Origin of the sequence: Shimia sp. R10_1, assembly GCF_017744095.1 — a bacterium.
GTDB lineage: Bacteria > Pseudomonadota > Alphaproteobacteria > Rhodobacterales > Rhodobacteraceae > Shimia.
On the sequence record NZ_JAGHQX010000007.1, the window covers coordinates 199,205 to 219,769 of the forward strand.

A 20,565-nucleotide genomic window follows, 5' to 3' on the forward strand; every position below is an offset into this window, starting at 1 on the left:
CTGCATTGTCACAGCGACGTGTGATGCTGCGTCAATCATGGCTCTTGATGCAGGGACGCCCCTTCTTTCAATGTAGGGCCAGCGGGCGCTGTCAAGTGCCGCAGGATCTGTTTTATGCCAGGGACGTTTCCAGATGCCACACCGTTGGGCAGATGCTTCAGAGGCCGATGAACCGGTGCTCACATTGTGGCCGCACCGCTCACTGCCACATCGTGGCTTTGCAGCCATTGTGCTGTTTGCGTTCACTGCAGGCACCATCCCACTCTACGGCTTGATTGGCACAGTCTTGTTCTGGGGCATTTTGCCCTTCATTCTGCTGATGGTTTGGGGCCTGTGGTATGGCCTGCGCAAGTCCTACAAGGACGGCGATGTGTTCGAGGCATTGTCCTTGGCCGCAGACACGCTTCATCTCTCACACAAACCCGCCAGCGGCACGGCCTCAGAATGGTCTTGCAATATCTATTGGGCGCGCACGCAGATGCACGTTCATGGCGGGCCGGTGCCGCACTACGTCACGCTTTCCGGCAATGGGCGCACCGTTGAGATTGGCAGCTTTCTGACAGAGGATGAGCGCAAAACGCTGTATGTCGAGCTGAGCGATTTTCTCGCAGATCGCGCTGCGACGCAGCAATAGGGTAGAATCATATGCAGGATTTGGCGTTGCTGCGCGCGTTGCGTTTACGGTGCTGCTTTTTGCGGGGGTGCGAAATTGCACCTCCGCAATACAGTCGTGATACCGACGCAATACCGACACGTTTTTTTCAGGCTTTAAACTTGCGTTGAAACGTTAACGCACCTGCACAAAGCTGTCGCGATGATCTTCGCGGGGCAGGCGATCGCTTAGGCCATCCCGCCCTTGATCAAACCCTGCGCGATCTGTGCATAAGCCTGCGCCATATCGCTGCTTCCGGCGGCAATTGGCGTTCCGCCATCTCCGGCAAGGCGTGTGTCCAGATCAATTGGCAGGGCACCGAGCAGCGGAACGCCCAGCTTGTCTGCCTCTGCGGCCACGCCGCCATGCCCAAAGATATGGGACTCATGCCCACAGTTCGGACAGTGGAAAAGACTCATGTTTTCAATGAGTCCCAAGACTGGTGTTTTCAGCTGATCAAACATGCCAAGCGCCTTGCGCGCATCTAGCAGGGCCACGTCTTGCGGTGTGCTCACCACAATCGCGCCGGTCAGCTCTGTTTTCTGACACAGGGTCAGCTGCACATCACCTGTACCGGGCGGCAGGTCCACAATCAAAACATCAAGTTCGCCCCATTGAACCTGTGTCAGCATTTGTTGCAACGCCCCCATAAGCATCGGCCCACGCCAGACAACGGGTTTGTCTTCCTCCAGCATAAAGCCGAGCGACATGATCGTAACGCCATGAGATTGCAGTGGAATAATGGTTTTCCCATCCGGGCTTGCCGGGCGTTTGTTTACCCCCATCATGCGCGGCTGGCTGGGGCCATATATATCTGCATCCAGCAAACCCACTTTGCGCCCTTGCTTCGCCAGCGCGACAGCAAGGTTGGAGGACACAGTCGATTTCCCCACACCGCCTTTGCCAGATCCCACTGCTAGAATGCGTTGGACACCGGCCACTTTCATTGGCCCAGCCTGGGGTTTGGGATGGCCGCCAATCTTCAGACTGGGCGCGGCTTTCTTGGGGGCAGGGGCACTGTCATGGGCTGTCAATGCAACCTGTACATTTGCCACACCGGGCAACTGCGCAACGGACGCTTCCGCCGCCTTGCGCAACGGCTCCATCAGTCGTGCTATATCTGCATTGGGCGCCTCAAGAACAAAGCGCACCGTATCGCCATCAATTGTCAACGCGCGCAAGAAATCCCGCGAAATCAAATCGCCCCCATCAGGTAAGGCGATCTTGGACAACACCCCCTGCACATCTTCTTTGGTGACGGGCATGCTCAACTCCTATGCTGCAAGTGCAAAATGCGGATACTCTTCCGTGTCTCACCTAAGGATTCCTTAACATTTCTTCAAGGTTTACGGCATCTTGCCCAATTATTGTGCACCGTGCCGTTACGTAACGTACGATATTCCATAGATGCATAACTGGTTTGCGAAGGAAGCCATTGTGCGTCCGCAGCATGATCCCATATACCCCTCATCAAGCGAACGATAACACTCACACCAGCGAGTAACGATTATGGCATACGTAGCAAACAGCGCCGCAGTGGCAGCACCGAAGGCATCCGGCCTTTCTGGCATTTTTGCCTCCCTGGCAGAGCGCTTTCGTCAGTACCGCGTGTACCGCACAACATACAACGAGCTGAGCGCTCTTTCCAATCGCGAACTGAGCGATCTTGGCATGAGCCGCTCCATGATCCGCCGCCTGGCCATCGAAGCCAGCCGCGAAGCATAAGTTTCTTGGGAAGCCACTCCTCCCTCAGGCTTTCCAATTCTGCGACGATGCCTCTCCTCCTCCCTGGTATCGTCGCGGCGAACAACGGGCCCCGATGGCCCAAAGAGCTCAAGTCTCTCCTCTCCTCCTCCCTGGAGAGACTTGAATAAAGCGACGGCGCCTCTCCTCCTCCCTGGCGTCGTCGCAACAAAATTCGGGCTGAACAAAAAGCCCAACGAAATCAAGGGCTCTCTCTCTCCTCCTCCCTGAGAGTTCTTGAGACTAGAGCGACGGCACCTCTCCTCCTCCCTGGTGTCGTCGCATCAGAATTCCGGGCTCCGAAAGCCCAACGAGATCAAGGGTTCTCTCTCCTCCTCCCTGAGAGCTCTTGTGACTAGAGCGGCAGCACCTCTCCTCCTCCCTGGTGCTGCCGCTGCAATAATTCGAGCCGCAGGCTCACCGATATCAAGACGCTCTCTCCTCCTCCCTGAGCGTTTTGTGTGAAGCGCGGCGACATCTCTCCTCCTCCCTGATGTCGCCGCTGTCTTCTCCCTTCAAGGCACTGTCGCAAACCCAAACCGCTCCATAGGGCGGGCGTTTGCCGTTGCTTTGGAGGTGAGCCTATAGGTGCGAATTTCTGAAAACGACTGCTTTGCAAGAGCTCTCAGTCGCGATCGCGCAGACTTCAGGCGAAGAACGTCTGCTTTCGATGGTGCGCGTGGGGCAGGGGCCGTGCATGCCTCGTATTCCTGCCACTCCATGTCGCTGACCCAACTCAAAATCATGAGACATTTGGGCGAGATAAACCCGCGTAAAAACAGCCAGTTGGCTGGACTTAGGACGAGGGAAGCCGTCCAACGTCTTGGCACCGTTTCGCAGAAGACGGCGGCGCCGACCAAGCCAACCCGAGGCCATCACAGCGTCACTGGGCGACGGCGATGAAGGAGCGCTCGGGCGGGTGCAGGTCGTGGATCGGCTTATCTGCTGTGATAGTCGTCGAGCCGGGTCTGAAGCGCGGCTTCCACTGCCGCATATTCAGGCCTTCCTGCCAAGTTCTGCATCTCGTCAGGGTCTTTTGTAAGGTCGACGAGCACATTAGGTGTGCCAGGGAAAACTGCCAGCTTATGGGTTTCGGTGCGTACCACTGACATCACACAATCACTACGATCGATGTCAAACCGGTCAAGATACGCCTGATCCACCGCCCCGCCATAATCGAACTGCCAAAAGACCGCATCGCGCCAGACTTTGGGTGTCTCACCTTGTAGGAAACCCGCCAAGGAACGGCCCGGCAGAGTCTCAGGGATGTTCAGCTCCAGCAGGTCAAGAAGTGTGGGGATTGTGTCGATCGACTCGGTAAGCTCATCAACCTTGCGGCCCGCCACCTCAGGTGCCTGGCTCTGTGGATCGAAGACCACCAAGGGCAGTCGCGCGCATTGTTCATGCCATGATGCCTGCTGGCAGATGTGGTGATCAAACATCATCTCGCCATGGTCGCTGGAAAAGAGGATCAGCGTATCTTCCCACACGCCGTTCTCTTTCAACTTTTCAAACAGTCGCCCAACATTGGCATCAATCTCGGCCATCAGCGCCATGTGAATTGCACGAATCGAACGCCAATCCTTTTCGTCCACCTCTGCGATACGGCCCGACAGATCCTGATGCACCTTTCGCGGAGCATTCCCCGTTGCGATCAGCTGTTCCATGTAGGGATGGGTTGCGGCGTCGCCTGCCTCTGTCGCTGACCGAACCGGCGCGCGAAGATCCATTGGATCGACCAGCGCATTATAGGGGGCAGGCGCAATGGTCGGCCGGTGTGGCCGCAGGAAATTGAGCATCCCGCACCATCCCTGATCTTGCTTTGCCACCCAATCCATCAGTCGCGAGGTCAGGAAGGCAGTATCACTGTCTTCGGCCGCATAGCGCGCAGGCTCACCCGCTGCACCACCGGTTGCATTGGGTTGTGAGGTATCTGGCCCATAAACCTGCTCTAGCGAGGATGTGTCATAGCCTTTGTCAGCCAGGTGTTTCAGCCAGTGTTGAGGGTTGTCATCGGGCTGGTGGCATCCTTCTACCATACCCGGGAGAATAGAGTATTTTGAGCGGTTGTCGGGATCTGCGTCAGGATGATCCGGAGCAAGAACCGTATCGGTATACCCAAAAAGCGTCGGCACATAACCCGCATTGCGAAGGTAGTGGCCAAGTGTCTTCAACTCGGCACCGAAGAGTGCGGCGTTGTTGGTGACCTTATGCTGAGGCGCATAAAGTCCTGTGTACAGGCTCGCCCGAGAGGGCGCACACGGCAGCGCCTGAGCATAGTGGCGGCAAAATGAAACCCCTTGGCGCGCCAGCTCGTCTAAGTGTGGTGTAAAGGATTTTGTCGCTCCGAACATGTCGGGCCGCCATTGATCCGCGTAGATCATCAGAATGTTACGCTTGGGTTTCGTCATCGTTTTCTTCTTCTTTTGTCTCAGATGTTTGTCGGCGCCTCAAAAGGGGACGCCGACAAATCTGTGCTTAGCCGTGGCACCATGCGGGCAGCCAATCGCCATGCGCCGTGAGCAGCGCTTCGGTCATTTCGCGGATCTCATGAAGTGGCAGAGTCGCTGCGGCGCGCGGATCCATGAAGGCAGCATGGAAAATCGCTTCACGATCCTCGGTCATCAGCGCGTGAACAGTGAGTTCCTGTACTGAAACATTGGTCCGCATCAGTGCAATTAAGTGCGGTGGAAGGTCGATAACCGCCTCAGGGTGCATGCCTGCTGCATCCATGAGGCAAGGCACTTCGACGGCGGCGCCTTCGGGCAATTGAGGGATCAGGCCGTCTACATTGGCCACGTTCCCATAGATCACGACTGGATCGCCTCCCCAGACGGCTTCCATCATAGAGGCTGCAAACTCTTTGCTGCGCTTGACTTCGATGGAGGCCATTTCTTCAAGCTGGGCATATTCTTCTTTCCAGCGCGCGATCTGCTCTTCACAGCGCACCGGGTATTCGTTCAGCGGAATCTGGAACTTTTCAAGGAGATCAGGCCGGTGCGGTTTGATGAACCAAGGCACGTATTCCGCGAAGTGCTCTGAGCTCTCTGTGACGAAATATCCGAGATGCTTCATCACCTCGTATCGCACAAGGTTCGGACAACGTGGGTTCCAAGAGCTGGGTTTAGGAATGCGCCCAGTAGCGTAGCCCGCCAACAAGTCCGGGTAGAGTGAGGTAACGGTGCCATCTTTGGCAACCCGGTCGAGTTCCAAGAAGAACGCCATGTGGTTGATGCCTCCGGTGCGATAGGACATTTCCTCAAACGGAATATCCAGATCGCGTGCCAGTTCAGCCGCCGTGCCCTGCACCGAATGGCAGAGGCCTACGTATTTTATGTCTGGGTATTTCGCCGTCACCGCCCAGGTGTTGATCGCCATCGGATTAACGTAATTCATCAACAACGCATCGGGGCAGCTGCGGCGCATTTCTTCGCAAACTTGCCAGATATGCGGCACGGTGCGCAGGCCGCGCATGATGCCGCCAATACCCAGTGTGTCGGCAATGGTCTGCTCCAGACCGAATTTCTGTGGGATCTCGAAATCGGTAACAGTGCAGGGTTTGTAGCCGCCGATTTGGAATGCGAGGATCACGAAATCGGCACCATCAAGCGCTGGCGCAAGCGCATCATGGGTCGAGAGCGTGACCGTGCAGTTTTCGAGCGTCGCCATCATCTTGCGCACGACCGCTTCAGATTCTGACAGGCGGCCTGCGTCGATGTCCATCAGTGCCACATGGCCGCCCGCCAATTCCTTGGAAATCAGAACATCACCCACGATCTTTTTCATGAACACGGTCGAACCGGCCCCTATGAAGGCGATTTTTGGAGGAGTGGCGCGTTGAGTCATTTGTTGTCCTTGTCTGTTTCAAGGCCCGCCCCATGCGAGCGAGCTGTTTAGGTTACCCGATCGCAAGACGGCCCTTGTCGAACATCCGTTGTTCGGGGTCGGCATGGGGCACTGCGGCCAGAAGGCGTTTTGTGTAATCGTTCTGCGGCGCATTCAGCACGGCATCGGCGCTTCCAATCTCGACGAGCTCCCCTTTGAGGAGCACCGCGACGCGATCCGAAATATGGCGCACAACGCTCATGTCGTGCGTGATAAAAAGATAAGTCAGGCCCAGGTCCTGCTGCAGGTCCATCAAGAGCTCCAGCACATCGGCTTGGATCGTAACGTCAAGCGCTGAAACAGCCTCGTCGCAGACCACCAGCTCCGGTCGCGTGATCAAGGCGCGCGCGATGCCTATCCGCTGACGCTGACCACCAGAGAACGCATGGGGATAGCGGCTCAGCCACTCAGGATTGATCCGGCAGCGTTCGGTGATCTCCTTTAACGCCTCTTCAAGCCCGTCTTCGCCGATCATCGCGCGGTACGGTTCGGCGATGATATTGCGCACGGTCATGCGGGGACTGAGCGAGGCAAAAGGATCTTGAAAAATCATCTGCATCCAGCGTCTGTATGGGAGCATTTCAGCTCGGGATGCCTGAGTGACATCGAAGGTGTCCCCGTTTGACGGATGAAACGTAATTTCGCCTTTTGTCGGATTGATGGCACGTAGGATCGATCGACCGAACGTGGTCTTTCCACTGCCGCTTTCCCCCACCAATGCCAGCGTTTCGCCACGCGCGATATCGAGACTGACGCCATTTACGGCCTTGAACATCTTAGGCTTCTGCATGAAACCAGTTGGAATGGTGAATTCGGTATGCAAGTTGCGCACCCGCAAGATCGGGTCGTTGGCGTGTTCAACCGCGTTTTCTGTGTGTACGCGCACCGGGGTATCCAGCCCCTTTACCGCGGCCAAAAGGGTCTGAGTGTAAGAGTTGGTCGGCGCTTCAAACACTTGTTTGACGGTGCCGGTCTCCATGACTTTGCCTTGATACATGGAGACCACCCGATCGGCGAGCTGGGCGATTACGCCCAAGTCATGGCTGACAAAGATCACCGCCATGTGCCGTTCGGACTGGATCTCTTTAAGAAGCTGCAAAATGTGTGCCTGCGTGGTTACGTCCAGCGCGGTGGTCGGTTCGTCCGCGATCAGAATGTCTGGATCGCCGGCCAACGCGATGGCGATCATCGCTCGTTGGCGCATTCCGCCTGAAAGCTCAAAAGAATACTGATCTATACGCCGTTCAGGTTCGTTAATCCGCACCTGAGTCAGAAGGTCGATGGCAATTTTTCGCGCCTTACGTTGCGAGACCTTTCGGTGGATGCGGATAGCTTCGATGATTTGGGAGCCAATCGTGTGCACCGGCGACAGAGCGGCCATCGGCTCCTGAAACACCACGCTTACTGCCTTGCCACGCAGGGATGTGGCTTGGCGACTGGCGGGGGGCAGAGTGGAGGTGTCGATCTCGTTCTGCGTGCCCGGGTAGAGCAGAGTCTGACCGTGCTCTACAGTGGCGTTTTTGGGAAGAAGTCGCATGATCGCCTGGCCGGTGACACTTTTGCCGGAACCGCTTTCGCCGACGATCCCAAGGATCTCGCCCGGCATCAGATCGAATGATACGCCGTCGACGGCGACAATACGCTGGCCCTTTTGACCGGTGAAGCTGACCCGCAGGTCGCGCACAGAAAGGATAGGTGGGGTGCTCATGACTTCAAGCCTTGTCGGAGTAGGGGTCAGCGGCGTCGCGCAATCCGTCACCGAGGAAGCTGAACGCCAGTACGATCAAGATTACGAAGATCACCGGCGACATGACCCATGGGCTCTGGGCGATGGTGCGGATGTTCTGAGCGCTTTCCAGCAGCACACCCAGGCTGACCACGGGTGGGCGCAGGCCAAAGCCCAAGAAGCTCAACGCGGTTTCACCAAGGATGATCCCCGGGAACGCCAATGTCAGCGACACGATCACATAACTGGTTGTTGCTGGCAGCAGGTGACGACGGATGATCAGCCAGTCACTGACCCCTGAGAGCCGTGCGGCGACCACGTAATCCTCGTCCCTGAGGGATATGATCTTGCTGCGCACATCCCGCGCCAGACCTGTCCAGCCGAGGAGGCCCAGCAGGATAGTGATGGCGAAATAGGCCTGAATTGCAGTCCATTCCTTAGGAACAATGGCCGCCAGTGTCATCCACAAGGGCAGGGTGGGTATCGACATGATCAGCTCGATGGCGCGCATGATTGCAAAATCGGTACTGCCGCCCAGATACCCTGCGAGCCCACCGATCAGCAGGCCGAGAACGAAGGAAATCAAGACGCCGGCCACACCGACCGAAAGCGAGACCCGCAGGGCGAAAATCGATCGGGTGAAGACATCTCTCCCGAGGTTATCAGTGCCCAGAATGTGCAGCTTCGTGCCATCCGACAGCCCCAACAGTTTCCGCTCCAATGAAAGCACGCCCCACATCTTGTAGGGTTCAGACTTGGCAAATAGCACCACCTGACGACGGACCTCTGGGTCGGGCGCAGTGATCATCCGTAAGGTGACCGGGTCGCGTTCGTTTCGCAGACCGTGGACAAAAGGCCATCCAAAGCCGTTCTGGTCATGGATTTTGGGCACCATCGGCGGGCCGAGGACATATGACGTGTCCCGGTCATGCGGCGCGACAGGCGCGATAAAATCGGCAAAGACCGCAAGCGTGATGAGCGCGCTCAGGACAAAGGCCCCGATCATCGCCAGCCGATGATGGCGGAATCGCCACCAGATCAACCGCCACTGGCTGGCCTGATCGATGGCTTGGGTGGCCGCGTCTTCTCGAACGATGGGATCGGTTTCAGTTTGGCTCATTTCACCACCCCTTTCCGAATGCGCGGATCAAACCAGGCCAGGAGTAGATCCGACAAGAACGTCCCCACCACAGTCAGCGAGGTCAGAAACAAGACGAGCGTTCCAGCAAGGAACATGTCCTGATCGAGCAGAGCTTGGAAAAATAGCGGGCCGATGTCGGGCAGGTTCAACACGATGGCAACGACGGGCGCGCCGGACGCCAGATCACGCAGGTTCCAGCCTAGCGTTGAGATCACCGGGTTCAGAGCGATGCGCACAGGGTATTTCCAGATCACCCGGCGCTCTGGCACGCCGCGCGCACGGGCTGCGGTGACATAGAGCTTGTTCAGTTCGTCAAGCATTGTGGCGCGGATCACTCGGATGCCGCCAGCTGTCCCCGCAAGGCCAAGCACGATGGCGGGAACCCAAAGATGAAGAAGCAGGTCGATGACCTTTCCAAAACTCCAGACCGCGTTCTGGTATTCGGGTGAAAAGACCGATCCAACCCCTTCGATGCCAAGAACCACAGTGCTGAAATAGAGCAGCACGAGCGCCATCAGGAAGTTCGGGATTGCGAGACCCAGATAGCCAAGGAAAGTGACGATGTAGTCAGGCAGCGAATATTGGTAGATCGCGGAGAAGACGCCGACTGGGATCGCAATGATGTAGGTGATGAAAAGCGTAAGCACGAGTAGGAGCGCGGTCAGTCCCATTCGTTCGCCGATTAGATCGGTCACCGGGGTCATGTAGCGGAACGACATGCCGAAGTCGCCTTCGGTCAAAATACCTTTGATCCACCAAATATAACGATCGAGCAGCGGCTCATTCAGATGCAGGCGTTCGCGCATAATTTGAATGTCTTCCGGAGTTACAGGCTCTCCATTGATAGAACGACTAAGCGCCACGGATTCCGCGAAATCCCCGGGTGGGAGCGAGATCAAAAAGAAGACAATCGCCGAAATAATCGCCAGAGTGACGAACATCGACAATGTCCGGAAGACTATCATGCCTAGCATGGGTTTTATCCTGTCTGGGGGTCTAAGCGAAGGCGTCAGGTGCCATTTAACGCGGCCAGTGTGACGCGCTCCTGTCCCAATAAGCGAGGTTGCGGATCTAGATTAGGCGGGTGGTTTCACCCGCCGAAAATGCTGTCGAAGGGCAGGTGGCCCCTGTCCTTCGACAGTCCTTAGATGATGCTATTTTCCGTCCTTGAGATACCATTGATAGGCTTTGTAGGCATGGTGGCGATAGAAAGAGAAAGCCACGAAGTCTGACGTCTCTGCCATCACATTGCCAACGCGGTTGCGCACCAGAAGCGGGTCAGGCACGTCACCAACAATGCCAATCAGCCAGGTGTTGTCTTTGTGCAGGTCAACCATTTCCCGAACCAGTTTCTGGTGTTTGTCGCTGCCGATCGGGCTAAAGTAGAGATCTTCCACAACCTCATAGACGCGTTTGGCATCTTCGGTTGGTTCGACACCTTCCGCGCCGTCGGATTGCAACCACTTCTGCCATTCCACGGCATGACCTTCGCGGAACGGAGGTGCCATGCGGGTGTTGGAGAGCCCTGAGACAACACCGACCGCATCGGTGCCACCACCACCCCAGACGGCGATATCATGGTTGCTGCCTTCGGCCTGAGCACGGAAGACTTCGGTCGAAACCTCTTTCAGTTCAAGCCGAACACCCACGGCGGACCAATAATCGCGCACCAGTTCGTGAACTTCCGCTGGCCCAGCCTGGGCTGGGAAATCGAGTCGCAGAACCAGCGGGCGCCCATCAGACAACAGGCGAATACCTTCGGCGTCTTTTTCGGTCAGACCAATGCTGTCGAGCATTTCGTTGGCCTTATCCGGATCGAAAGCCGCCATATGCTGCATGTCGCTCTCTGTCACCAAGCTGTGCGAATTGTGATCTGCTGGCAACCACTGGGCCGGTTTCCCCTGTCCCAGATAAACCAATTCGTTGACCTCTGCCCGGTTGATCGCGAGTGACAAAGCTTGCCGGAAGGTCACGTCATTTAAGACTTCACGCAGAACTTCGTCTTTGTGGCCAAAGTTCATTGTGTAGGTCATATGCGACCCAGCCCCAGTGGATGCCAAGCTGACCTTGTAGTCGCCGCGCTCCATATTATCGATCAGCAGAGGGTAGTCTACCAGTTCGAGGCCCGAAGCTTTCAGGTCAAACTCACCCTGAATAGCTTTCAGATTGATGATCTCACGATCACGCGTCCATGTTTCCTTCCAGCGGCTTGGATAGGGCAGTTGGTTGCCTGCCGTGTCGACCATGAAGAAGTAAGGGTTGGCCACATATGTCCGTTCGGTCTGATTTTCGACCGTGGTGATAAAGCTTTCCAACGTTGGGATCGTGACCGCGTTCGAGTCTCGCATCAAAGGCGTCGGACAGTCTTTCCAGTCCGAGCCGCAGGCCAGAAACTGGAAGTGTTCTACCCAAGTGTCAAACCCGCGCTCCTTTGCCAGAGCATCGGCGTTTTCGTTGAAATCGCCGTGGAACTGGGCCAGAAAATGTTTAGGCAAGAAAGGCTGCTTCCAGGTGGTTGCCAAGAATGTCAGGAAGTTCGGGTTTGGCACCGCAAAGGAAAATTTCACCTTTGTGTCGCTCAACGCCTCGACTTTCATCGGCTCGCCACCGAAAACCCAGTTTGACTGCACCTCCGAGTAAAGCTCGGTATTCAGCTTGTTGGAGTCATACCAGAACACGATGTCTTGCGCTGTGAACGGCGCACCATCAGACCATTTGTGACCTGCGCGCAGATCGAACGTCACTTCTGTGCCTGTCTCGTTCCAAGTGAAGCTCTTGGCGACGCTGGGAACGATCGTTTGCAGGTCGTCTGAGAAACGCACCAGGTTCACATGTCGCCAGGACAGCATGTCAGAGGTGCCGCTTTCTGGCGCCTTGGCAAGCGCGTTCATTGTGCCACCGTAGGTGCCGACGTTTTGATTTGGGATTAGAACCAAAGGTTCGCTGGGCAGACGATCCGCTACGGCAGGCAGGTTGCCATTGCCCGCGATCTCTGCATTTAGCGCATCCATCTCTGGGTTGCCTGAGAAAGTCAGGGTACAGTCGCCGGCTGTCTCGAATTCGATAAGGTCATATTGCTGAGGATTTGCGCCGGGGGCCATGCCCATCATATCGGCATCTGTGACGGGCTTGCAGTCTGCCGCTGCAACGGCACCAGCCGATCCCATCACAAGCGCTATGGCCGTGCTGGCCACTGCTAAACGATCGTGAATCATGTTTCTCTCTCCCTGTGTTTGAACTTACGAAACAGCACTATCGCGCGTTAGTAAAGCGCGTTAGTAACAGTTTTTTGTCAATACAGCGACGTAGAGAAGATAAATTAGATAAGGGATCTGCGAAGTTGTAGCTCGGAGCCAATTGAGAGTCTTGATTGTTCTGCTTCCGGGTTTCTCAACTTATGAAGCATTATCTCAGCGGCCTTTTCACCGAGGTCTATCCACGGAATCTTCACCGTTGAGATTGGCGGATCGAGATATTCGGTGATCGCCTGGCCTTCGAAACCGATCACCGAAATGTCTTCGGGTACGGAAATACCAGCTCCTTGTGCCGCTTTGATCGCCCCGATGGCCATCGTGTCATTCATGCCGAAAACCACGCTTGGCCGCACTGGCGCCTCCAGAATGCGTCTCATTGCCAGCCTGCCGCTTTCGACGGTCAGATCCCCAGCTTCCACGCAACCCGGGAGCAATTCGGCACCTGCGGAGGCAAGTTGGTTTTTGAAATCCTCGAACCGGCGTTTTTCCGAAACCGACTCTTTGAAGGGCACATAGGGGATGCAACCAAACTGTCGGTGCCCGGCCGCAAGTGCAGCGTTTACGATTTTGCGCTGAGCGCCGACAAGATCGACGGAAATATTGCTAAAGCGTTCAAACGGCCATTCGCTGAGCAACAGCACCGGATCATTTGCGGACAAGCCCACCTCTTCAAAGGGTTCCTCACCCTGCCAGCCGGTTGCAATCAGTCCATCCACCGCGCCGCTACGTACCAAGGCTGCAAGGGTAGAAACCTCGGAGTCTTCCTCGGTCAACTCCAGAACAATGCGGAACCCGGCCTCCTTAGCCTTGCGCACGAGGCCTGAGAGCACACTCGACAAATAGGTATCAGCAAAGGCATGAGGCGAGGGTTTGTGCACGGCAAGAGCGATGGTCCGCGTCTTGCCAGTTGCCAGATTGCGCGCATTCGCATCAGGTACATAATCCAGCTGTCGGGCCGCCTCAAGCACACGCGCTCGGGTTTCGGCGCTTATATTGGAACCGGGCTTGTCGTTGAGCACAAAGGACACAGTCGTCCGGCTGACGCCAGCTGCTCGGGCAACCTCGCTGCTTGTCACCTTTCCCGTCCCCGACGATTTCACACGCATCCCCATTTGCTCATAAGAAGTCCAGCAATCATCCTTAGAGCAAATGTTTACGTTGGTCCATCATCGTGGGTGTTTCAGGCGCATCCGCGGTACTAACAGGTTGTTGACGTTCTGACGCTCGCACGCGCGCCCTTGGAGCGTTTGTGAGAATTCAGGCCTAGTTGGGGGCGATGCCAAAAGGGGCAAGGGGGCATTGACTTAGTGTCTCAGATATCTGTCGGTGGACAAAGAGAGTTTCACGACGGTGTCGAGATCTTCCGAAGGTGTCCTAAAAAATTGCAGGTCATCATGAGCAAAGGCTTACGCTTTGGATCAGGCTGCAATCATCTTTGATTTTATCAAGTAGCTATCGTCGACAGAATTTTCTGCTTAAAAGTAAGCTCCTCAATAAATCCCATAATGTGTGTTATGTAATAATTTAGAGAGTCGAATTACTGGTCTGCTGAAATTAGTACCAGGTAGCTGAGGATGGTTTGGATCCTCAAATATCTTTTACCAGTCTTAGTGCGTCATAAATGGCGGCATGTATGTTTCGGGCAGAAACGGCGTCGCCGATGCGAAACAACTGGAAAAGCCCATCCGGATTACGCAACGCCTTTTGTGGCGCACCATCAATCAATGCATCATAGTCGACAGCGCCGAGATTTGTGCTGAATGGTTTTAGGTCAAAATAAAGATCGTCCAAAGGCAATGTGCCATAGTTCACAACAACTTGGTCGTATTCTTTTGTATCGACATGGTCGCTGTAGTCTGTACCGATCAGCGCGTTCAGTCGATTGCCGGCTTGTTCTACACCAAGCAACCTTCGCGTGACTGTGAATGTGACATCCTTGTCCTGCAGCGCGCGCATATATGGCACGAGGTTCATCGCCATCACTTCTGGAGCGAAAGTTCTGTCCGGGGTCATGATTTCTACTTTGCTGCCGGCTGCTGCTGCCAGCTCTGCGGCCTGCAAAGCTGCGTGATCTCCGCTTTCATCGTAAATCAAAACGGAGTTCGCAGGCTTTATATCTCCGGAAATCAGATCCCATGCGGTAATGATATGTTTTGCATCAGTCCCGGTTTCAAAGAGTTCCGTATTTGGCAATCCGCCCGTCGCCACAATGACGGCGTCTGGATTAAGTTCAATGATATCATTGACCTCTGCCCAAGTGTTGAACCTAAAAACCACGTCGTGTGCTGCGCATTGGGCCATGCGCCAGTCGATGATTGCCATCATCTCTCGCCGGCGCGGGGTCTGGGCGATGAGACGTATTTGACCGCCCGGGTCAGGCTGCAATTCAAACACAATGACTTCATGGCCACGCATTGCGGCGACGCGTGCCGCCTCAAGTCCAGCTGGTCCGGCGCCAATGACAACAACGCGGCGTTTTTGTCTGGCAACAGCGATTTCATGCGGCATCGTAAGTTCCCGCCCGGTTGCCGCGTTATGAATGCAAAGCGCCTCACCTGCTTGATAGATGCGGTCCAGACAATAGGTGGCGCCCACGCATGGCCGGATATCGTGCTCGCGTCCCTCAGAAATCTTGCGGACGATATGTGGGTCGGCCATGTGGGCGCGCGTCATGCCAACCATATCCAGAAGTCCTGCCTGAACGGCGTGGCGAGCGGTCGCCACATCGGGAATTTTAGCGGCATGAAAGGTCGGCATGCCCGTCGCGGCTTTCACACGGCCCGCAAAATCAAGATGCGGGGCATTTGCCATCCCTTGAACGGGGATAATGTCGGTCATTGCGGGGTCGGTATGGATGCGGCCCCGTATGACATTGAGGAAGTCCAGTTTGTTGGTCGCTGCCAATCGCTTGGAAATCTCTATCCCCTCCTCTTCGGTGATGCCCCCTTTCTGCGCCTCATCGGCGGTGTAGCGGAACCCCACTATGAAGTCCTCCCCAACACGCTTGCGGATCGCATCCAGCACATCCATCGGGAAGCGCAGGCGATTTTCCAGTGTATCAGCGCCATAGGGCCCGCTCAGGTCGTTGGTGAGTGGCGACCAGAACTGATCTAACAGATGGCCATAGACCTGCAATTCAATGCCATCCATGCCCCCAGCTTGCATGCGCTCTGCTGCATCTGCGAAATCACCAATGATGCGTTCAATGTCCCAGTCCTCGATCAACTTCGGGAACGCCCGATGCGCCGGTTCACGATGTTTGGAAGACGACACAGATGGCAACCAATCTCCCTTATTCCAAGCGGTTCTGCGCCCCAAGTGGGTCAATTGAATCATCACGGCACAGCCATGTTCGTGGCAGCTATCAGTGAGGTCCCGTATCCAAGGGACCACCTCGTCTTTGTATGCCAAGATATTGTTGAAAACCGGCGGGCTATCCTTTGACACAGCCGCGGATCCTGCGGTCATCGCCAGAGCGACCCCAGCTTTTGCACGCTCTTCATGGTAGGCGCGGTATCGCTCTTTCGGCATCCCGTCGACGGGATATGCCGGTTCGTGGCTGGTTGTCATGATCCGGTTTTTCAACGTCAAATGTTTGAGTTGATAAGGTTGAAGAAGAGGATCTTTGGACATTGTGGTGCTCGTCGTCTGGCAGAAGGCTATCTTGACACTTGTGTCGAGTTTACCCTCAGCTGTTCTTGACACATCTGTCAAGAAGGATATTTGTAGGGAATGTCAAAATCAGCTCCCCCGAAGCAACGCGGCTCACGAGACTTATGGCTTGCAGGTGCAAATGAACTCCTTGTCACCCGCGGCATCGATGGTGTGAACATCATGGCACTTTCCCGTCATCTGAATTTATCGCGCACGGGGTTTTATTGGTTCTTCAAAGATCTTGAGGAGCTTCACATCGCAATGGCTGAACATTGGGAAGTCACGAACACTTCTAGCATCATTGAGCGCTGTGAAATGCCCGCCGACAATCTTTGCCAAGCAATGTTCAATCTGATTGATTGCTGGCTGGACCCGACACTTTTTGACGCTGATTTAGACATGGCTATACGCGACTGGGCACGCAAAAGTACGGCTATCAAGCAACGATTAGATGCGGTGGACCACAACCGAATTAAAGCCGTCACTGCGGTTTTTCTACGCCACGGCTACACCCCTGAGCAGGCTCAGGTTCGCGGCGCGACAGTTATATGCACGCAGACGGGTTACTTCTCAATGGATATACAAGAAGACCCAGACGAACGTCTGAGGCGCGTGCAATACTATGTTGAACTCTTTGCAGGAGAAGCGCCTTCGCAAGAGGACATCGCAGCCTTTCATGACCGGCACAGAGACAAGTAATGTTGCGTCTGTTGCGTCCCAAGTAGGCCGAAAGAGCTTAAGAATAACTGATACGTTTAAGGTGGCATTCACAAATGAAAATTGGATACCTAGGTTTTGGAACCATCGCTCTGGCTTGTGCGCAAGGTCTGGTGGAAGACGGCCATGACATCATTGTAAGCGAACGCAGCAAAACGAATGCGACGCGCATGTCCGAAAGCCATGAAAACGTAACGGTCGCAAGCAACCAAGCGCTCTTGGACACATGTGATGTTGTTTACCTAGGCACCACAGCCGAGGTTGCTGACGCTCTGCTCGAAGGTCTGGCGTTTCGCGAAAATCAGACAGTTCTCTCTTTCATGGTGGGTATGCCTGCCGAGAAAATTGCCAAACTTGTGGCGCCGGCGACATTTGAAGCAATCGTAATCCCGTTTCCGTCGATCGCTCAAGGGGGGTCACCTCTGCTGACTTATCCAAAGTCCCCCACAACAGAAAAGCTCTATGGTCGTGCCAACACCGTTATCCCTATGAAATCAGAAGCAGATTTCAATGAGTTTCTAGCGGCGCAAGCGCTTCTTTCAGTGGTTGCAAAGCTCATGGCAGTCAGTGTCGATTGGCTGGGTGAGAAAACGGAAGACCCAGTTTCTGCAGAACAGTTCCTTCGACTTTTGATCGGTGGCTCTATCATGGCAGAGCCCATAGCGACACCAAATGTCATGTCAAATTTGGTGTCGTCGCTCAACACGCCAGGAGGCTTGAACCAACAATTGCGCGAATTCATGGCTGACAAAGGGACCTATGACGAACTGATCGATGGGCTCAACGTGCTCTCCGCACGCCTCAACCGCTCTTGATCCGGCCCCAGTCGCCGTGCGCCAGACCACCTCTCCTCAAACATAAATCCCAACTGCTTGGGGCTGATCTGAGTGGAGCAAACGTCTTCGGGGCCTGCATTGGTTTTGCGTAGGTGCCATTTTGATCCATCATACGATTTTGGTCAGCCACGTCGGCGCCCTCATCGCGCTGGTCTTTGATTTACAAACTCTTACCAATGCGCATGGGTGTTACACAGGCACGCAGAGCGCATCTAGTTGAGCCGCGGTAGCGATGTCAGCAACTCTCGCCATTCCGTTGGAGCGGACCAGGGATCGGCGGCCATGGCTGCAAAACACCTTTGATCCATATCGTAGAGCTCCAGTTGCCAATGCAATGCAGAAGCCGTCACCCAGACTTCTTTCACGGCATTAAGATCCATGGAGAACATTGATCTGCCACATCCCACAATCCAGAAGTTGCCGAGCGTCGCAATCGTTTCGATAGATCCCGTCTGCGCCTGCAGAACGCCGCCAGACGGTACCATCCTGACAAACGCACGTTTGCGATCTTTGAGATATGTCAGCAGGCTCGGCAACACGGCTGGCAACACTCGCCAGGCCCTATTGCCTCCGAGATAAGGCAGGTTTTGCCTTCTCACCCTGCCCTGCATGCGCATTATTTCGTTCAAGTGCATACCGGCATCGTTGCGATCCCAGTGCAGACGCGCTTGGCGAACAGCATTCAAAGGGATTACATTTGCTGCCGTATCTTCTGGCTCTACCCCCGCTGGGGGGCAAGAAGAGGCGGGATCCAAAGAGAGCGCAACGCGCTCATCATATTCTTTCACAAACTGCACGCGATGATGAATGGTGCCCGTCACTCCTGCAGCCACAAGGCTACCGGGCAAACGAGCAGCCGAACTCAGAGTGCTCCGGCTCAACGATAGCGGTGCTCCGGGATCCAGGCGTAGGGACACCCTACGTGAACTGATACGAAACGGCATAGCGGTCGTTTGGAACGGCGCATATCCGCCCCGCCCCGAGATCAAAGCACTCTCATTGCGCGTTGTAATCAAAGCGTCATCGAACTGAGTGCCCAATAACGCGAGTGTTTCCATATCTAGGCCGAGTGCTGTGACTCCAACAAGGCTACGCAACTCAGCCAAGCTTGCGGGGGCCTCCCGCGACAGCTTTCTAAAACAACGGTCAGCCGTGCAGCACTCAGACATCTTTGACTCAGTCCTCGACCATCTCCTTAGTAAACATCTCTCACGTAGCGTTTTTCGCGTTTGAGCGTATTTACAAAGTCAGTTGCGCCTTCCTGTGAGAGGCCACCGTGATCGACAATCACCTGGTGCAGGGCGTGATCCACGTCTTTCGCCATCCTGGTTGCATCGCCGCAGACATAGAAATGCCCGCCATCCTGCAGCATGCCAAACAGTGCTTTGCCATTTTCAAGCATGCGATTTTGAACGTAAATTTTCTCGGCCTGATCACGAGAAAACGCAAGATCAAGTCGCGTCAACAGACCCGAAGCGCTCATGGCGCTGATCTCGTCTTCATAAATGAAGTCGCTTTCGCGATGCTGATCGCCGAAAAACAGCCAGTTTGCACCTTGTGCGCCAAGCTCGCGGCGCTCTTCCAAGAATGCGCGGAACGGCGCAATACCAGTCCCTGGACCGACCATAATCATGGGCACATCATTGTCCTGCGGCACGCGGAAGCTTTTGTTTGGCGACATAAAAATACCGGCGGTTGCACCTTTTGGCGCCTGATCGGCAAGGAATGTAGAGCAGACACCATTGTGCACGCGGTGATTGTAGTTCCAACGCACTGCAGCAACCGTCAAGTGGACCTCACCAGCATGGGCCTTTGGACTTGAAGAAATTGAATAAGCCCGGTGCTGCAGCGGCTTGAGCCAACTGACAAACTCATCGACATCCAGTGCCAGATCTGGGTTCAAGTTGAGCAGATCAAGCGTGTCCTTACCCCAAAGAAATGCCTCCAGCGCTTCTTTGTCACCATTGCCAACGACATGACTAAACTCGTCATGCTTTGCCATCGGCTCCAGCGCGCGAATGAGATCACGTGAAGGTGTCATGATCTCCAGACCAGTTGACAATAGTGCACCAAGCGCTTGATCTCGACCGGCGACGTCGGTGTCTTCAGCAACACCCAAGCGCTTTATGATTCCACTCACCAAATCCGGCGCGTTCACCGGCATCACTCCCAAGGCATCCCCTGCCTCGTAAGTCATTCCGCTTTCTCCCAGATCAAACGCGATGTGGCGAATTTCCTTGGCTGACTGCGCACCCGAGAGAATTTGGTTGTCCGCCACTTTGGCCAGAAAGGGAGATTTGCGTGAGTAAGCTGATTTTTCAATTTTGGATGTAGCGGTCTTCGTTTCAGGCGCCGCGGTCTTGCTTGGGGCAGCATCATCTACATCAGGGATCGTCGCAGCCAACCATTCTGCAGCGGCATCTTCGAAATCGATGTCGCAATCGACACGAACTGCCAGACGTTTCGCCCCAAGTTGCTCAAGTCGCGTGTCAATCAGCTTGCCCGCCTGACAGAAAAACTCGTAGCTCGTGTCCCCCAAAGCCAGAACGCCGTAATTCAGGTTCGCCAAACGCGGCGCCGTTTCTGCCGAGAGTGCCTCCCAGAAGAGTTCGGCATTATCTGGCATTTCACCTTCGCCATAGGTTGAGATGACCACAATCACGTTTTCCATTGCCGCCAGTTGATCCATCTCAACAGCGTCAAGTTCCGTCACACGCGGCGCAAAACCTTTGCTTTTGGCCAATTCTGCTGCATCATTGGCAACCTCTTCGGCGTTGCCAGTTTGCGTACCAAACAAGATGTCCAGAGGCTTTGCCTTCACCTGTTCAGGCGCAGTCGCTGCGCTCGTCGTTCCTCCGATGGACAGACGCGAGTGCAACCCCGCCAAAAATCCACCAAGCCAAGTGCGTTGCTCGCCAGAAAACGGCGCATCATCTGGAATATAGGGGGCGTTCATA

The 20,565-nt window shown here is 55.1% G+C and carries 15 protein-coding genes; 4 read left to right on the forward strand and 11 right to left on the reverse strand.

Going from position 1 to position 20,565, the window contains the following annotated elements:
* Positions 1–133: 133 nt before the first annotated feature.
* Positions 134–634: a DUF2244 domain-containing protein gene (locus J7413_RS14715; protein WP_209099498.1), complete on the forward strand. Its 501-nt coding sequence runs from the start codon at positions 134–136 to the stop codon at positions 632–634.
* Positions 635–840: 206 nt separating this feature from the next.
* Here the strand turns inward: J7413_RS14715 and J7413_RS14720 are convergent, their stop codons facing one another.
* Entirely contained in the window at positions 841–1,917 is a 1,077-nt protein-coding gene (locus J7413_RS14720) for an Mrp/NBP35 family ATP-binding protein (RefSeq protein WP_209099500.1), read from the reverse strand.
* Between the two features lie 244 nt (positions 1,918–2,161).
* On the opposite strand from J7413_RS14720, the gene J7413_RS14725 reads away from it, so the two are divergent.
* Positions 2,162–2,377 carry a DUF1127 domain-containing protein gene (locus J7413_RS14725; RefSeq protein ID WP_209099502.1) on the forward strand — a complete coding sequence of 72 codons (216 nt, stop codon included), beginning with the start codon at positions 2,162–2,164 and terminating at the stop codon, positions 2,375–2,377.
* Between the two features lie 956 nt (positions 2,378–3,333).
* Here the strand turns inward: J7413_RS14725 and J7413_RS14730 are convergent.
* The 8 genes from J7413_RS14730 to J7413_RS14765 form a co-directional block, all read right to left on the reverse strand.
* The gene (locus tag J7413_RS14730) at positions 3,334–4,806 is read right to left on the reverse strand and encodes a sulfatase-like hydrolase/transferase (protein ID WP_209099504.1); all 1,473 of its coding nucleotides are present in this window, start codon (positions 4,804–4,806) and stop codon (positions 3,334–3,336) included.
* A gap of 67 nt (positions 4,807–4,873) precedes the next feature.
* A complete protein-coding gene (locus J7413_RS14735) occupies positions 4,874–6,241 on the reverse strand; it encodes an alpha-glucosidase/alpha-galactosidase (protein WP_209099506.1) in 1,368 nt (455 codons plus the stop codon).
* A 52-nt stretch (positions 6,242–6,293) separates the two neighbouring features.
* Entirely contained in the window at positions 6,294–8,039 is a 1,746-nt protein-coding gene (locus J7413_RS14740; RefSeq protein WP_209099508.1) for an ABC transporter ATP-binding protein, read from the reverse strand.
* A complete protein-coding gene (locus J7413_RS14745; RefSeq protein WP_209099510.1) occupies positions 7,993–9,126 on the reverse strand; it encodes an ABC transporter permease in 1,134 nt (377 codons plus the stop codon). Before J7413_RS14745 ends, J7413_RS14740 begins: the two co-directional genes overlap by 47 nt.
* Complete coding sequence (locus tag J7413_RS14750) at positions 9,123–10,121, reverse strand: ABC transporter permease (RefSeq protein WP_209099512.1); 999 nt, start codon at positions 10,119–10,121, stop codon at positions 9,123–9,125. Before J7413_RS14750 ends, J7413_RS14745 begins: the two co-directional genes overlap by 4 nt.
* Positions 10,122–10,301: 180 nt before the next feature.
* Complete coding sequence (locus J7413_RS14755; protein WP_209099514.1) at positions 10,302–12,362, reverse strand: ABC transporter substrate-binding protein; 2,061 nt, start codon at positions 12,360–12,362, stop codon at positions 10,302–10,304.
* Positions 12,363–12,466: 104 nt separating this feature from the next.
* Positions 12,467–13,513 (reverse strand): LacI family DNA-binding transcriptional regulator, encoded by a 1,047-nt coding sequence (locus J7413_RS14760; RefSeq protein WP_209099516.1) that lies wholly within the window; start codon positions 13,511–13,513, stop codon positions 12,467–12,469.
* A 475-nt stretch (positions 13,514–13,988) separates the two neighbouring features.
* Positions 13,989–16,034: an NADH:flavin oxidoreductase gene (locus tag J7413_RS14765; protein WP_209099518.1), complete on the reverse strand. Its 2,046-nt coding sequence runs from the start codon at positions 16,032–16,034 to the stop codon at positions 13,989–13,991.
* A gap of 99 nt (positions 16,035–16,133) precedes the next feature.
* Between J7413_RS14765 and J7413_RS14770 the strand changes: the two genes are divergently transcribed.
* Together J7413_RS14770 and J7413_RS14775 are read left to right on the forward strand one after the other, a co-directional pair.
* Positions 16,134–16,754 carry a TetR/AcrR family transcriptional regulator gene (locus J7413_RS14770; RefSeq protein WP_209099520.1) on the forward strand — a complete coding sequence of 207 codons (621 nt, stop codon included), beginning with the start codon at positions 16,134–16,136 and terminating at the stop codon, positions 16,752–16,754.
* 74 nt (positions 16,755–16,828) lie between these two features.
* Positions 16,829–17,587 (forward strand): NAD(P)-binding domain-containing protein, encoded by a 759-nt coding sequence (locus J7413_RS14775; protein WP_209099522.1) that lies wholly within the window; start codon positions 16,829–16,831, stop codon positions 17,585–17,587.
* A gap of 233 nt (positions 17,588–17,820) precedes the next feature.
* Here the strand turns inward: J7413_RS14775 and J7413_RS14780 are convergent, their stop codons facing one another.
* Entirely contained in the window at positions 17,821–18,489 is a 669-nt protein-coding gene (locus J7413_RS14780; protein WP_209099524.1) for a hypothetical protein, read from the reverse strand.
* A gap of 314 nt (positions 18,490–18,803) precedes the next feature.
* Positions 18,804–20,564, reverse strand: a complete 1,761-nt coding sequence (locus J7413_RS14785; protein ID WP_209099526.1) for a sulfite reductase flavoprotein subunit alpha — start codon at positions 20,562–20,564, stop codon at positions 18,804–18,806.
* Between the last annotated feature and the right edge of the window lies 1 nt (position 20,565).